Origin of the sequence: Alcaligenes pakistanensis (assembly GCF_014652815.1) — a bacterium.
GTDB classification, from domain to species: Bacteria; Pseudomonadota; Gammaproteobacteria; order Burkholderiales; family Burkholderiaceae_B; genus Alcaligenes; species Alcaligenes pakistanensis.
In genome coordinates, this window is the sequence record NZ_BMZN01000001.1 from 361033 (window position 1) to 376314 (window position 15282).

The window sequence follows — 15282 nt, forward strand, 5'->3', positions numbered from 1 at the left end:
AATCCCCCCTCTCTTTACGAAGAATCAATAAGGATAGCAGTGTATCAGTCATGTAAAAGTGCAAGCGGTTAATCTTTGTTAAAGCTTGCCATTTGCGCACCTCTAATTTGCACGCTGACCTGATCCATTAAGCGACCTTGTTCTGTTTTCAATTCAATGCGCAGCGTGCCGGGTACCAATGGAATACGCAGCTGCGCCCCCTTCCCTGCTTCTACTCCCTGCACCCACCACACCAGTGGTTCGCCAATCTGCCCCTGCGCTAACAAACGCAGCTGCTGATTTTGCGGTGGGATATCCGGGTCCAAGGCCAAAATAGTGCCGTTCACGGGCTCATGGATACGTGCTGGTCCGGCGTAGGCCAGATTCCCATCGCTGAGCTCCACGCGTTCGGTTTGTGTGCCGTCCAGAAAGAACTCTTCACGGCTGGGTTCCAAAGCGGGAACAAATTCAATTTGACGAACCTGAACCTGAGCGGGCATGGCACTCTGACGGCCCGGACGACGCTGATTCAGCACCTTAATGACTTCATGCCAAATCGGAGCTGCACCACTCACGCCCGAGACGTCCTGCATGCTTTGGCCCGCACTATTTCCAACCCATACGCCGACTGTGTAATGCTCGGTCCAACCCAGCGCCCAGTTGTCACGCATGTCTTTGCTGGTTCCGGTTTTAACTGCACTCCAAAAGGGGGTGCTCAAGGCGCTGTCCAAACCAAAGGTCAATACACGAGCCTGACGGTCCGACAACATATCGCCCACAATCCAGCTGGCCCCTGCGTCCATCACTGGATGAAACGCAGCCACCTGCTGATCCATCCGTGTTTGCACTGTTTGCGTCTTTCCCAGATTGGCCAAGGCTCGGTAAGCATTGGTCAACTCCAGTAAGGTGACATCGGCACTGCCCAGTGCCAGACTGAAACCATAAAAGTCGCCGTCCTGGCGCAGATTCAAGCCCAGCTCGCGCAGCCTGTCCACCAAGGTGGTCGGCCCCAGCAGGGTTAAAACACGCACGGCAGGAATGTTCAACGACGAGGCCAAGGCATTACGCGCACTGACCCAACCCACAAACTGTTTATCGTAGTTTTGCGGGATATACAGACCATTGCCCGTCGCCAGATTGAGCGGTGAGTCCTGCAACAAGGAGGCCGCCGTCAGCAAGCGTTTTTCAATGGCTAATTCATACAGAAAAGGCTTGAGCGTTGAACCGGCCTGGCGCAAGGAGCGGGCATGGTCTACCTCCGCCGCCTCGGACAAGTCTCCGCTGGAACCCACATAGGCCAGCACCTGACCACCGTGATTATCCAGCACTACCACTGCCGCATCCTGAACCCGCGCGCTGCGCAGGTTCAGCAAATGCCGCCGCATACTGGCCTGTACCTGAGTTTGCAGACGAGCGTCCAAGGTGCTGCGCACCCGCTCTCCGGCTTTAATCTGAGGGTTTTGTTCCAGCAACCAGCGGGCAAAGTGCGGCGCTAATTGCGCCTGCCCCAAAGGAGGCTGGCCGGCCCGGCGCAAAGCCACCGGCACCAAGTTGCTTAATTCTCGACATTGTTGAGCACGCCCCATTTCCTGCAGGGTCAAACATGCTCGACGCTCGACGGTCAACGCCGAAGCATTAGGGCCGCGCAACAAGACCGCGGCAATCGCAGACTCACGCGCATCCAGCGCGGCAGCCTGCTTTTGGAACAGGGTGCGCGCCATCGCGTCCACCCCAACCAGCTCACCCCGGAAAGCCACCTGATTCAGATACGCTTCCAGAATTTCTGGTTTAGTCCAGCTATCTTCCAGTGATTGGGCGGCAACCACTTGGTCCAGCTTTTGCCAGGCCGAGCGTCCCCCACGCCCACCGACCAGGTCTTGATCCATCAGACCGGCCAACTGCATGGTAATGGTGGAAGCCCCCCGGCTACGCCCAGCGAACAAACCGTCCCAGGCGGCAGAGCCGACTGACAGCCAGTCCACTCCACCGTGGGATTCAAAACGGCGGTCTTCAGACATCAAGACCGCCATTTGCAAGGCCGGGGAAATTTGCTCCAGTGCGACCCAATCGCCACGCCGTTGAGCGAAGTCCAGGCGCACACGCTGGACAAGCTGGCCCTGGCGATCCAGGACCTGAACATCGGAAGATCGGTGCGCCTGACGAACTTCCTTATAGCTGGGCATGGTCTGCCCAGGACTGGCCCATAGGGCCAGTCCCATCACCAAGGGTCCTGCTTTAATGAGCGGGTGCATCCACAACTTCCAAAACTTGCTCGTTAGGCCAGACGGCAAATACATCCGGCTCGTACAGTGCTTCTGCACGACTGGCTGGCAACACAAACTGACCCACTGTATTCAAACGCACCGTATAGCTAACTTCGGTCGTGCCTTCTTCAAAGCGCTCGTAGTAGGCACGGTAACCATCAAAACGACGCTCAACAAAGCTAGGCCATTGACCTGACTTTTCTTCGCCGGCGGTAGCCATGGCCGAGTCACGACCCAGGCCACTACCCAAGATGGTCGCACCAGCAGGAACCGGGTCAGACACGACAACCCAGCTGGCCTGACCTTGAGCCTTGACCTTGATCTTCACGCGCATGATGTCGCCACGACTCCACACGCCTGGCTTGGCCTGCTCTACCGCTTCAATCTGACGCTCCATGCTCAAGCCAGCAGAAATCGGCTTGGTCACAGGCACTGCCGCCAAGGAACGCACTTCGATCCAGGCCTTGCCCTCGCCCATTTGCTCAACGCTCAGGTTATCGGCCTGATCGCCGCGCCAAGGCACGTCAATCTTGGTAGAACGTACACCCTGACCATCAGGCGTCAGCATGTCCCAGTCCACCACTTGAGCAGTTTCCGAACCCAGAATCACCATGGACTGGCCGCTAGGGTTTTGTTCGTGATGACGGCTGAACAGTTCAATCGCCAAGCTACCCAATAGGTTCTCCGTGGTCATGCGCCAGGCACCACGCTGCTGCTCTGCCAACAGACCTTGCGCCAGACGAGGCATATCCTCTTCCCAGTCAGGCATCTCATTGGCCAGGAACATCAAGCGAGCTTGGTTGGTCACACGGCTGGTCATGGCCCAAGGGCTGCCATTGAGTGAGTCCTCACCAAAGACCAGACGGGTACCACGGCTGACCAAACGCGCCTGGATCAGACCCATGGCTTCTTTACGTGTCTGCTCGGCTTTCTTGATGCCAGGCAAACGCTGGGTCAGATCCACCCAGGCCAGCAGAATTTCCGTCGGCCAGCTTTGCAGATTCAGTTCCACCGAGTCCAGCATATTGACGCGAGCCCGGTCGTACTTGGCCAACACGGCGGTCGCACGAATCACCTCCAGATCCCGCTCCTGACGAGACACCGTCTGCATATTGGGCATGCGACCATTCACCACGTTTTCCAGACCTTGCAACATCTCATTGCGGAAGCCGTCCGGGATGGGGAAGTTCAAGCCAATAGATTCGGCAAGGTAGCTGATATCCAGGATATAGCTGGTCAACACACGGCTGCCCCAACCATAGTTGCTGGGGAAGTAACGCAACAAACCGTTCTGGTCCATATAAGACGGCATACGCTGCATCAAACCCGCCCAGGCCTGCTCGGAACGCAGGCCCATGAAACGAGAGGCTTGCTGCTCAAAGCAAGTGTAGGGGTAGCGTTCAAACCAGGCACGCACCCCTTCCATACCACCACCCAAGGAGGAACGGAACAGCATCTGCAGACCGCCTTGAACCACGCCTTTTTCATTCTTCAAGGCACCAGCCGGTGCCTGCACCGACATATTCAGCGGCTGATCGATCCCCACTGACACCAGTGTGCCCTGCTGAACGGTAATGGGGGTCGCAGTAAAGACTTCCTGCTTGATCGCCAGGCTATCTTTCGCTGCTTTACCCGAGGCACCGGACTGCTGGACTTCCTGCGCATTAACCGTCCATTCCATCTGGTGCGAATCGGCCGAACCGCTGGACAAAGGTACCGTCATGGGCCAAGACACCACCTTGGCCGAACCCGATGCCAGTTCAAGGGTTTGCTCAGGCAAAGCAGCCGACGGCAAACCGGTGCCGCGGTACTGCGCCGTCACCTTCACAGTCATGGCACGTGGGCTGCTATTACGCAACGTCACCTGGGCCTGGTAATCATCGCCTTCACGAGCAATCGCAGGCAAACCGGAAATGATTTGCAGGTCTTGCGTGGTGACGATCTGGGCCGAACCACTACCAAAACGATCACCCGCCAAATCAGCCACGGCCATGATGCGATATTGGGTCAGGGAGTCGTTCAGCGGCACGGTCACGGTAGCGCGACCTTGTGCATCCAGTTCCACATTGCCCTTCCACAGCAACAAGGTATCCAGCAGTTCGCGGGTGGGGCTCTTGCCACCGCCACCACCAGCCGCTACAGCCTTGCGACCATAGTGACGACGACCCACGATTTCAGACTGCGCCGTGGCGGTCTGCACGTTGTAGCCGCGCAAAGCACGCATGGCGTTGAGCAAGTTCCAGCTATTGTTCGGGCTCAGTTCCAGCAAGGCCTGATCCACCGCGGCCAAGGCCACGGAGGCACCAGAAGCCGGTGTGCCATCAGACTTGAGAACCTGAATTTCTACTTTGGCCTGCTCACGAATCGCGTACTGGCTGCGGTCCGTTGTCACCTTCACATCCAGCGCGTCTTGCTGGCTGCTGACTTCAATGCTGGCCAGACCAAAACGGTAGCTAGGCTTGGACAAGTCCACGGTTGTTGTCGGTGCTACAAACTCACCGCCGCCTTCCGAATAAGCCTTGTACCAATTCAAAGGCTGACTCCAGCCCCAGCTAAAGAAGGAGTACCAAGGCACTTCGCGCAAGCGGCCACGCAGAACCAGCACGGACACGTAGACATTCGGGCCCCACTCAGGCTTGATCTCCACGCTAACGTTCGGGCTGTCGCCTTCCAACTGAACCACTTGAGCCTGCAAGACACCTTCACGTTCCACGGCGACCAGGGCTGTGGCTTCGCGGAACGGCATACGCACCTGGAACTCAGCTTTTTCACCGGGAGCCCAGGTCTTTTTGGCCGGGATCACGTCGATACGGTCATCATTCTGACCACCGAACCACAGATAGCCCGAGCCACTGACCCAGACGCTGCTGGCAGAAACCGACTCACGTCCTTCGCCATCACGTGCAATCGCACGCAACTCGACCTGGCCGCCCTTCTCCAGTTGCACATCACACTGCACCAGACCTTGATCATCGCTGCGACCTTCGCAGATCGTGCCCAGGTCTTCGCGCTGCTCTTGGTTGTCGTAGCTGTAAAAGCCACCCACCATGCGCTTGCGGATCGAGAAGCGTTGCACATTGGCCGCTTCAATACGCACTGGCACGTTTTTCAGTGGTTTGCCGTCCGGGCTCAAGGCAATCGCCGAGAGCTTAGTGGACGAGCCTGCTGCCAACCAGCTACCGGCACGCAAGCCTGCCACTACATCCGCAGGCCACACGGCCACGGTTTGCGTCAGGGTTTGAATTTCGCCATTCGGATCAGCAAACGTGGCTTCCACCAAGAACTCGGACGGCTGGTCCACCACAGGCAAACTGTCCAACTTGGCACGCAAACCACCTTGGGCATCCAGCTGGAAACGCTGTTTGTTCAAGAAAACACGCGATTCCGAGGCATCGGACTGCTCGACTTTCTCGGGAGGAGCAAAGCTGTAGTCATCATAGGCACTGAACGAAGGCGACTGCTTACGCACCACCGCCGACAACTGCACGGGCAGAAAGTCAGCAGGACCACCCGACAGATAATGCAATTGCAAATCCGCCTGCATTTCTTTGGGTTTCACCAGATAAGGACGATCCTGGCCATCACCCAACTTGATGCTGCCGCCCAAAACGGGCAACTTGAACTCTTCAACACGGAATTCACCAAAGTTGAAGTATTGATTATCACCTTCGGTCCGCAGGCGGTACACGCCCAGTTCAGCGTCCTTGGGGATCTTCCAATCGCTCAGGGCAAACACACTGCCACCGGCTGTCTTCTGCCATTTCAGGGGCAGTTCGATCCGTTTGCCGCTCCCATCGTGCTCGATGATCATGGTGTCGGGATAACGGTCGGGGGCTTTAAAACCGTCGCGCACACGTTCACGCACGTAGTGCTTCATATGCGCCACTTCACCCGCACGGAACAAACTGCGATCCATCACGGTGTGGGCCACGGGTTCATCACTGCCACCCCAGCTGTAAGGTACGTTAAAGCGCCATGGCTCAATACCCGAATTCCACTCGCTCAAAGCAAAGCTGAATTCATCTTTACCGCGAGCCATCGGATTATCTTTGTCAATCCGGGCGGTCACAAACAGACCAGACAGGCCTGTGTCATTGCAGTAATCGGAACTCCCAACGGCCTGAGGATGATGGAACATCCCATCCTTATCCGTTTCGCCAACCACCAGCTCATCGCCACGGCAGTTCATGACACGAATCTTGGCACCCGGCACCACTTGGGCATCATCCAAGGTAGTGACCCAAACCAGCAAGTCGTCGCCGCCTTTTTTAATATGCACGCCCAGGTTGGTCACCAGGACAGAGCTGCGCACGTACATAGTGCCAGCCGATTCCAGCAAGGACGCACCCAGACGCGGAGACGCAACTTCCAACACATGGAAGCCAGGGTCTTTCAGAGGAACACCGATCAGTTCAAAAGGACGTTCGTCTTTCTGATCCATACCCGGCAGATCCAGCTTTTTAACCTCTTTGCCTATCAATAGAGGTTGACCACGCAAGTCCAGCTGGCCGTGCTGGTCAACCGGAGCGGTGATGTGAAAATCCTTATCCATGATGTTGCGCAGATGCTCGGCACTCACCATCCAGGAATAGTTCAGCTGACGCAAACGGGCATACCAAGCCAGGACCTCTTTGTCGTCCGTCACAGCCATTGCGCCTACCTGACCGGCCGACACCAGCATTTGCTCGGTCTGTAGATTAGGCTCAACATTACGCAAGCTCAAACCAATGGCGGGCGGATCGGAGTCATCCGAGCCGTCGCGGTCAGCATGACCAAATCGCTCCACGATCCCGAAAGGCTCAACCGCAAACTTCACCAGCGGCGGATACGTCGTGGTGCTCATACCATTAGCCAAAACCTGCGGGTTCTTCAGGCTGCGACCGGCATCATCGGTCAGATTGTCTGGAATCTTGACTGTCAGCTTGGCATTTTCAGGGAACGGCCCCTCGAAACGCACGCTTTGGCTGGGGCCGCGATCTTGCCAGGCCTCATCACTATCAGACATGGGTTCCCAGACTTGCTTACCGGCTTGCAAACGGATCTGTCGCAAGTGTTCGTAAGCCACCGGAGCGGAGAACTGAACACCGAAACTGCCAACAGGTGTGCAAGGCGCTTCAGCACGTTCACGCATGCAAGAGAGCGAAGCCGTAAACTCGGGGCGCACATTAAAGTCGTAGGTATAGCGATCAGTATTAGGAACGCCTTTACGATTCTCGATCTTGGTCATGATGCCCGGCTCCAACACCACTGACACGCTGGCATCGGCAGGCAAGGGACGCGCACACTGGACGGCCTGGTAACGGTCGTCTATCTCGTCTACATAGAACTCGGAACGGACCATGGCGTCGCGCTCGGCGCCTTCAATAGCTTTCAGCCCAATACGCTCGCCAATACCCTCTACCCGGCAATAGCCGTTCTTGATTAAAGAGGCAGTATTAACAGGCGCATTGAAGCTAAATAGAAAGACCTGGTCTTCATCAATAATGTTGTAGTACGGCCGGCTGGTTTCCAGAATGGCGCCACCGGAATTAAAACGATATTGGGCCGGTCCGCTAATCGCCTCATTATTAATGCTGCGAAAGCTCTTGGACACAACAGCAGTACAACTCAAGCCGGGTCCGGGACGCTCGTCAAATTCGTAAATCCAGCGGCGGGAATCCAGCCAACGGCCCTGGCCGACTGCCTTGGTATCATCACACTCCACCTGCACCGGTGCAGGCAGTTGCGAATCCCCAAAGTGAACAGCGGGACTGGCAAAGGTGACTTTGACATCCCGCAAATCCGATGTAGCCCCTTGGGGCGAGAAACTGCTAATAGTAATGGCTTGGGCGCTACTGACGCCCAGCAATAACATCAAACCCAGCAAAGACTGGCGATGCATCGTTCTTCCCCTATGGATGTGCTATTTTCGGCGCCAGTTTAATGGAAATCAGGCTGTCTGAGCGTGTCTAAACCGCCCCTTGGAGCCATAAAGAATGCCACTAAGTGCAACAGAAAAAGACGCCGGGGTTTAAATGCCCATGCAGCCTCTTTGTTTTGGCTTTCATGGCATTTGAAAGCAAAGATTTCAAATGAGACTAATGCCCCGCTTTTTTCCACAAACGAATGGCATAAACTACGATAGGCAATAACATTGCCCCCGCGCCTGGGCTGGTAAATCAGCATATACACCCCATCTGTGTAAAGGCTTGCACCTGTAGCGCCGCCTTGAACCTCAGGACAAATACATGAGCACACTGACACTGCAGGAACTGGACAAAACCCGCGAAGATTGTCGCAAACTAATCAGCCGGCGTGCCCTGTTGTCGGCCGCTGCGGCCGTCGTTCCCATCCCCGGTGTTGATGTGGGTGCAGACGTAGCCATTCTGATGAAGGTCATCCCCATCATCAATGCGCGGTTTGGCTTGACGGCCCAAGATGTCGATGCGTTGAGCCCAGAGCTGAAAAAACTGGTGGTCGTGGGCGGGACCAGTATGGGTTTGGGCATGGCAGGACGCGTGTTAACCACAGATCGCGTGGTCAATATTCTGGTGCGCTTGGGGGCAAAAAAACTGGCAGGCAAGTACGGTGCCAAATACGTGCCTTTGATAGGTAGCGCTATTTCGGCCACCATCAGTTTTGTGGTGCTGCGTAAAGTAGGTAACCAGCATATCGAAGAGTGTTATGAAATCGCCCGGCGTTTAGCCCTGGAGACGCAACGTAAAGAGGCGGTTCACACTATTGATGCGGCTGAGGAAGGCTTGATACGCGAAATCAAGGGCTGAGGCCCTTGATCCCGTTCATATCAAATCCGTCGACCTAGCTGTGCGGATGCTCTGACTTAACGCCAGCGTCATCGCGAAACGACGGACCCATCACTTCGCTACGTGTAAATTCTTAGCCAGCTGGAATCACACCCGGTGCTTTGCTGCGGCCATTCAACATATAGTCCATCAGCTCGCGCACCGACTTCATGGCTTTACCGAAAGGCAAGGCTTCCGAACTGCGGAAGAATAAGCCACGCTCTACATCGCCTTTCAAGGCATACGCCAATTGACGGTCAATGCAGAACTGACCATGGCGCTGCACCCCATCACGCAAACCGCAATGAGCCAAGCAATCAAAACCTTCTGTGCAAGCCCGTTCGCGCGCCACCGACTGCAGCTTCTGCTCTTTATGCAGGTAAGCATCCAGCCATGGGGTACGTACGGCGCGGGCCGGTAGGCCGGCGACACTCATGAAAGTCACAATATCTTCGGGCTTTGCATCCAGCAAAACGCGTTTGAAGTTTTCGTGTGCATCACCTTCTTCAGTCACGGCAAATGCTGTTCCCATTTGCACGCCGTCTGCGCCCCAATCAATCAACTGACGCAACTGTTCGGGACGATGAATCCCGCCTGCCGCGATCAAGGGAATGCGCTCGGCCTCCAGACCTAACTCCCGGAACAAGGCCCTGCAGCCTTCCAGCACTCGCTGAAACGCATATTCAGGTTTATTCAAGGATTGGTCATCAGCCGCACCCAAATGGCCAGCGGCAAAACGGGGGTTTTCCAAAACGACCGCATCAGGCAGACGCTTGCGGCGCAGCCATTTTTTTACCAGCAAGGTGACACCACGTACATCCGACAAAATCGGAATCAAGGCTACCTTAGGGTGATCCTGAACCAGTTCAGGCAAATCCAAAGGCAAGCCTGCACCTACCACCACCGCGTCGGCTCCGCTCTCGCAAGACTGACGCACGTAATCAGGGTACTGAGACACGGCCTTCATGATATTGACCGCGATACCGCCATTACCGCCGGAGCGTTCACGTGCACGGCTGATTTCACGGTCCAGCGCCAGCAAATTGGCGGCATCAACCACACCTTTTTCGACATCACCCTGGGTGCTGTCCATCAGATCCTCGTGATGACGCCGTAAATCCACGCTGGAGATTGTCCCCAGCCCGCCCAATGCAGCCACGGTTCCAGCCAGCCGGGACGCCGAAATACCGACTCCCATGCCACCCTGAACAATAGGCAAAAGCAGTTTCCCCTTCAGGGACATGAGACGTAAATCCGTCTTTAGCACGATGTTATACCTTAGGTTGATGCAAGAACCTGCCGGCCACGTCGGGACCAGAAACAGGGCAATAGAATCGTGGCCGTCTTGAACAAGACGGCCACTGTGTTAAATCAGGCGGGAGTAGCGAGCGCCGCTTTCCTGGCTCAAGTACTTATCGAACACCATGCTGTAAGCACGTACAAACAGGCGGCCTTTGGGCAAAACCTGAATGGATTGATGATCGATAGTCAGCAGGCCTGCGTCAGCAAAGCTATTGAGCTCTTGCAGCTCCGCAGAGAAGTAGCTGGCAAAATCAATGCCATAACGCGCTTCCAGACGCAAAATAGGCACTGGCATGCTGCACATCAAATGCATGATGACTTCCGCACGCAGACGGTCGTCTTGCTGCATCACAATGCCCCGCTCGATGGGCAAACGCCCCCGGTCTATATCGGCGTAGTAATTGCGCAGGCTGCGGGCATTTTGCACATGCATGGTGCCCACCTGACCAATAGAAGACACGCCAAAAGAAACCAGATCACAGGCTGCACGTGTGGTGTAGCCCTGGAAATTGCGATGCAGGCTGCCATCCAGGCGGGCCAGATTGAGCTCATCGGTTGGCAAGGCAAAGTGATCCAGCCCAATATAGACATAGCCTGCGTCCAGCAAGCGCTGCGAAGACATCAGGAATAACTGCAGACGCTGATCAGCGTCGGGCAGTTCTTCTTCGTTGATGAGTCGCTGAGCCTTGAAACGGGTGGGCAAGTGGGCGTAGTTATAAAGTGCAATCCGATCGGGACGTAGCTGCACCAGGGAGTCAATGGTGACGCCAAAGCTTTCCAGGGTCTGCAACGGCAGGCCGTAGATCAGATCGGTATTGATGGATTGGAACCCCGCCGCCCGGCTCTCTTCAATGGCTCGCTTGACCATCTCGAAAGGTTGGATACGGTTAATCGCCTTTTGTACATCAGGGTCAAAGTCCTGCACCCCGAAACTGGTACGGTTAAAGCCCAGATCCGCCAAGTTCTGAAGCGTGCCGTCTGCCAAAGTCCGGGGGTCAATCTCGATGCCCAGTTCGGCATCGGCTGTGAACATGAACTGTTCCTTGAGCTTGCCCATCAGGCGGGAAAGCTGTTCATTGTCCAGGAAGGTGGGCGAGCCGCCGCCCAGGTGAAGTTGCTCGGTGCGTCGGTCTTCACCCATATATTGGGTGACCATATCAATTTCGCGTAGCAGGTAATCGAGGTACTGTTCGCTCTTGCTGCGATCCTGCGTAATAATTTTATTGCAGGCACAGAAGTAACAAAGCGACTGGCAAAACGGAATATGCAGGTAAACCGATAGAGGTGGATTGCTGCTGCTTAAGGCACGACGCGACAGTTCGTGGATGTAGGGCTGAGCCGGAAAATCCTGAAAAAAACGGTCTGCGGTGGGATAGGAGGTATAGCGTGGCCCAGAACGATCAAAGCGCCGGATTAGGGCTTCAGAGATTTCAATGTCTTGTGCCGTAGGCACGCTGGCATCCGATGCTTCAAAGGTTTGCGGCATAAATGGTCCTCCTGCAAAAGACCTGTTTCTTCTAGTCAAGCATTCATTGTCAGAGAAAACCGCAGGCATGCGCTTGACCTGCATCAAGATCGCAATAACTAAAAAAACGCTTTTTTTATCGCAGTTGGGCTGAAATTAGCTTCATATATCGTATTATTAAGCGCTAGCCGCCTTAATTACCGCCTGTTGGAGTCTGATGTATTTGCTCGTGATCCTAGCACTACCTTTCATCGGTAGCTTGCTATCTTCCTTGATGCCCGCGAACTCTCGCAAACTCCAGGCATCTCTTGCAGGCGCCGTCGCTGTTGCTTGCGCCCTGCTCACGCTCTACGCCTATCCCGATATTGCTCGTGGAGAGGTACTGGAGTCCTCCCGATCCTGGATACCTGCGCATGGCCTGACCTTCAAGCTGCGCATGGATGGCTATGCCTGGTTATTCAGTGTGATCATCACCGCCATGGGGGCCTTAATTGCCCTTTATGCGCACTACTACTTGTCTGCCCAAGACCCAGTCCGGCGCTTTTTCTCCTTTCTTCAAGCCTTTATGGGTTCGATGCTGGGGGTGGTGCTATCGGGCAACCTGATTCAGCTGGTTGTGTTCTGGGAGTTGACCAGTCTGTCCTCCTTCATGCTGATTGCCTATTGGTATCACCGCATGGATGCGCGCCGGGGTGCGCGTATGTCGCTGATTATCACCGGCACAGGTGGTTTCTGTTTGCTGGCAGGCGTGCTCATGCTGGGCCAAGCCGCTGGCAGCTACGACCTGGGCGTAGTGCTGGAATCAGGCGAGCAAATTCGCAATCACCCCTGGTATACCGGGATGCTGATATTGATCGCCTTGGGGGCGCTCACTAAAAGTGCCCAGTTCCCCTTCCACATCTGGCTGCCGCACGCCATGGCAGCCCCAACACCGGTGTCGGCTTATTTGCACTCGGCCACTATGGTCAAGGCCGGGGTGTTTTTGTTGGCCCGTTTGTGGCCTGCGCTGGCAGGCACTACCGAATGGGCAGTCATTATTGGTGGGGCGGGCCTGTGTTCGCTGACGCTGGGGGCGTATGTCGCCATGTTCCAGCGCGATATGAAAGGCGTACTAGCGTATTCCACCATCAGCCACCTGGGTCTGATCACCCTGCTATTGGGTCTAAACAGCCCGCTGGCCTTGGTAGCAGCGGTGTTTCACATGATGAACCACGCTACCTTTAAAGCCTCTCTGTTCATGGCAGCAGGGATTGTGGATCACGAAACGGGTACGCGTAACCTGAATCGCTTGTCGGGCCTGCGCCATGCCATGCCCTTGACCGCCACCTTGGCAACCGTCGCCGCAGCGGCAATGGCCGGGGTGCCACTGCTCAATGGCTTCATCTCCAAAGAAATGTTCTTTGCAGAGACCATTCTCGCCGGTAACGGCAACACCTGGGAATACGCTCTGCCCGTCGTGGCCGTGATTGCCGGCTCCTTCAGCGTGGCCTATTCATTACGCTTTATTGCACAAGTATTCTTTGGTCCGGTCGCCAAAGATCTGCCACGACAGCCGCATGAGCCCCCTCGTCGGATGCTGATTCCCAGCGCTATCTTGGTGCTGACCTGCCTCTTGGTAGGTGTGATTCCTAGCCTGACCTTTGGGCCTTTCCTGCACACGGCTACCAGTGCCATTTTGGGCAGTGATATGCCCCAATATGACTTGGCCGTCTGGCATGGCTTCAATCTGCCCTTGATCATGAGCCTGCTGGCTACGGCCATGGGGGTGGTTTTTGTTCTGATCATCAACCGTTTCTACAAAAATCGCCAAGGCCGCACGCCCTTGCTGACCCGTGCCGATGGCCGCCGCTTCTTTGAGGTGGTCATGGAGTATCTGGAAGTGGCGTCCAACTGGGCGGTGGGCAAACTGTACTCACCACGCCTGCAACGGCAGACGCTGCTGATTATTGTGGCGACGCTTTGTGTCGCTGCCCTACCATTGGCTCGTGGCAACTGGTTCAAGTCCACTATTTCCACCCCTGTGGACCCCTTCTTTGCAGTGATGTGGGCTGTCGGTATCGCCTGCGCCATTGGTGCTGCACGGCAGGCCAAATTTCATAGACCGGCCTCGTTGCTGCTGTCCGGTGGTGCCGGCCTGGTAACCAGCCTGACCTTTGCCTGGCTATCGGCCCCTGATCTGGCGCTGACGCAGTTAGCGGTGGAAGTGGTCACGGTCGTTCTGATTTTGCTGGGCCTGCGCTGGCTGCCCCAACGCGTTAGCGATATGCCCGGTGCTCAGGACAATAGCGGTCGTGCCCTGCTGCGCCGTAGTCGCGACTTGATTATTGCCATCTTGGCTGGTTGCGGTATTGCGGCCCTGGCCTACGCCATGATGACCCGCCCCCACCCCAGCGGCATTTCACCCTTCTTTATTGAGAAGGCTCTGCCTTTGGGCGGTGGCGCCAACGTCGTAAACGTCATTCTGGTGGACTTCCGCGGCTTTGATACCTTCGGCGAAATCGTTGTCCTGGGTATTGTGGCCCTGACGGTCTTCGCCCTGCTGCGACGTTTCCGTCCACCAATCGAAGCGATTGCTCAGCCGCTGGCACGTCGCCAGAATGTCACAGACAGCCGCGAAGCCGTCTTTGTTGAACCCGACCCCAAAATGCCCTTGCCCGAAGGCATCATGCAGATTCCGGCAGTACTGCTGCGTCTGCTGCTGCCTATCTCTACACTGATTGCCCTGTATTTCTTGCTGCGCGGTCACAACCTGCCCGGCGGCGGTTTTGTGGGTGGCCTGATTATGGCAACCGGCATTATCTTGCAGTACATGGTCAGCGGTGTGGTGTGGATGGAGTCCCGCCCACTGATTCAGCCTCAAACCTGGATTGGTTTGGGCTTGCTGACAGCAGGTGTGGCCGCCATGCTGGTCTGGGCCTTTAACAAACCCTTCCTGTCTGCTCAAAGCTGGGACCTGCACTTACCCTTGATCGGTGAGGTACATACCTCCAGTGCCTTGATCTTCGATATAGGGGTCTTCATGCTGGTGATTGGTTCCACCATCCTGATTCTAGTTGCGCTGGCCCACCAATCCCTACGTTTTTATCGCAAACTGCCGTCGCTGCGATCCGCCTCGAACGCTGCATCCGGGATGGAGAATAAATAATGGAAATCGTGCTTTCAATAGCGATTGGCGTGTTGGCTGGCTCGGGCGTCTGGCTCTTGCTACGCCCCCGTACCTTTCAGGTCATCATGGGGCTGGCGCTGGTCTCCTACGCCGTGAACTTATTCATCTTCAGCATGGGCAGACTCAAAATCAGTGCGGCACCCGTTATCAATAGCAGCAAACTGGGGGCGGACTATGCCGACCCCCTGCCCCAAGCCCTGGTGCTGACGGCCATTGTGATTGGCTTTGCCACCACGGCCTTGTTCCTGGTTGTCATTCTGGCCAATCGCGGCCTGAGCGGTACCGACCACGTTGATGGCCGCGAGGAAGACGATCTGTGAGTCT

The 15282-nt window shown here is 55.9% G+C and carries 7 protein-coding genes; 3 read left to right on the forward strand and 4 right to left on the reverse strand.

All coding sequences use genetic code 11. From position 1 onward, the window contains the following. Positions 1-68: 68 nt before the first annotated feature. Together pbpC and IE156_RS01695 are read right to left on the reverse strand one after the other, a co-directional pair. Entirely contained in the window at positions 69-2231 is a 2163-nt protein-coding gene (gene pbpC / locus IE156_RS01690; RefSeq protein WP_189390757.1) for a penicillin-binding protein 1C, read from the reverse strand. Further along, entirely contained in the window at positions 2215-8124 is a 5910-nt protein-coding gene (locus tag IE156_RS01695; RefSeq protein ID WP_189390758.1) for an alpha-2-macroglobulin family protein, read from the reverse strand. Before IE156_RS01695 ends, pbpC begins: the two co-directional genes overlap by 17 nt. Before the next feature lie 346 nt (positions 8125-8470). Here IE156_RS01695 and IE156_RS01700 point away from each other — a divergent pair, with 346 nt between their 5' ends. Further along, a complete protein-coding gene (locus tag IE156_RS01700) occupies positions 8471-9007 on the forward strand; it encodes a hypothetical protein (RefSeq protein ID WP_189390759.1) in 537 nt (178 codons plus the stop codon). Between the two features lie 112 nt (positions 9008-9119). Here IE156_RS01700 and IE156_RS01705 read toward each other — a convergent pair whose 3' ends face one another. Together IE156_RS01705 and hemN are read right to left on the reverse strand one after the other, a co-directional pair. Beyond that, positions 9120-10268 (reverse strand): NAD(P)H-dependent flavin oxidoreductase, encoded by a 1149-nt coding sequence (locus tag IE156_RS01705; protein WP_189390760.1) that lies wholly within the window; start codon positions 10266-10268, stop codon positions 9120-9122. Positions 10269-10391: 123 nt separating this feature from the next. Then, on the reverse strand, positions 10392-11813 hold the full coding sequence (hemN, locus tag IE156_RS01710; protein WP_189390761.1) for an oxygen-independent coproporphyrinogen III oxidase: 1422 nt from the start codon (positions 11811-11813) through the stop codon (positions 10392-10394). Between the two features lie 196 nt (positions 11814-12009). Between hemN and IE156_RS01715 the strand changes: the two genes are divergently transcribed. Together IE156_RS01715 and IE156_RS01720 are read left to right on the forward strand one after the other, a co-directional pair. Next, positions 12010-14937: a monovalent cation/H+ antiporter subunit A gene (locus tag IE156_RS01715; protein ID WP_189390762.1), complete on the forward strand. Its 2928-nt coding sequence runs from the start codon at positions 12010-12012 to the stop codon at positions 14935-14937. Further along, positions 14937-15278 (forward strand): Na+/H+ antiporter subunit C, encoded by a 342-nt coding sequence (locus IE156_RS01720; RefSeq protein ID WP_189390763.1) that lies wholly within the window; start codon positions 14937-14939, stop codon positions 15276-15278. The genes IE156_RS01715 and IE156_RS01720 overlap by 1 nt, the downstream gene beginning before the upstream one ends. The last annotated feature ends 4 nt before the right edge of the window (positions 15279-15282 follow it).

Excerpts from the sequence above, each read along its gene's own strand:
- IE156_RS01695 (WP_189390758.1), bottom strand. The coding sequence starts at position 8,124 with ATGCATCGCCAGTCTTTGCTGGGTTTGATGTTATTGCTGGGCGTCAGT.
- IE156_RS01700 (WP_189390759.1), top strand. The coding sequence starts at position 8,471 with ATGAGCACACTGACACTGCAGGAACTGGACAAAACCCGCGAAGATTGT.
- IE156_RS01705 (WP_189390760.1), bottom strand. The coding sequence starts at position 10,268 with ATGTCCCTGAAGGGGAAACTGCTTTTGCCTATTGTTCAGGGTGGCATG.
- pbpC (WP_189390757.1), bottom strand. The coding sequence starts at position 2,231 with ATGCACCCGCTCATTAAAGCAGGACCCTTGGTGATGGGACTGGCCCTA.
- hemN (WP_189390761.1), bottom strand. The coding sequence starts at position 11,813 with ATGCCGCAAACCTTTGAAGCATCGGATGCCAGCGTGCCTACGGCACAA.
- IE156_RS01720 (WP_189390763.1), top strand. The coding sequence starts at position 14,937 with ATGGAAATCGTGCTTTCAATAGCGATTGGCGTGTTGGCTGGCTCGGGC.
- IE156_RS01715 (WP_189390762.1), top strand. The coding sequence starts at position 12,010 with ATGTATTTGCTCGTGATCCTAGCACTACCTTTCATCGGTAGCTTGCTA.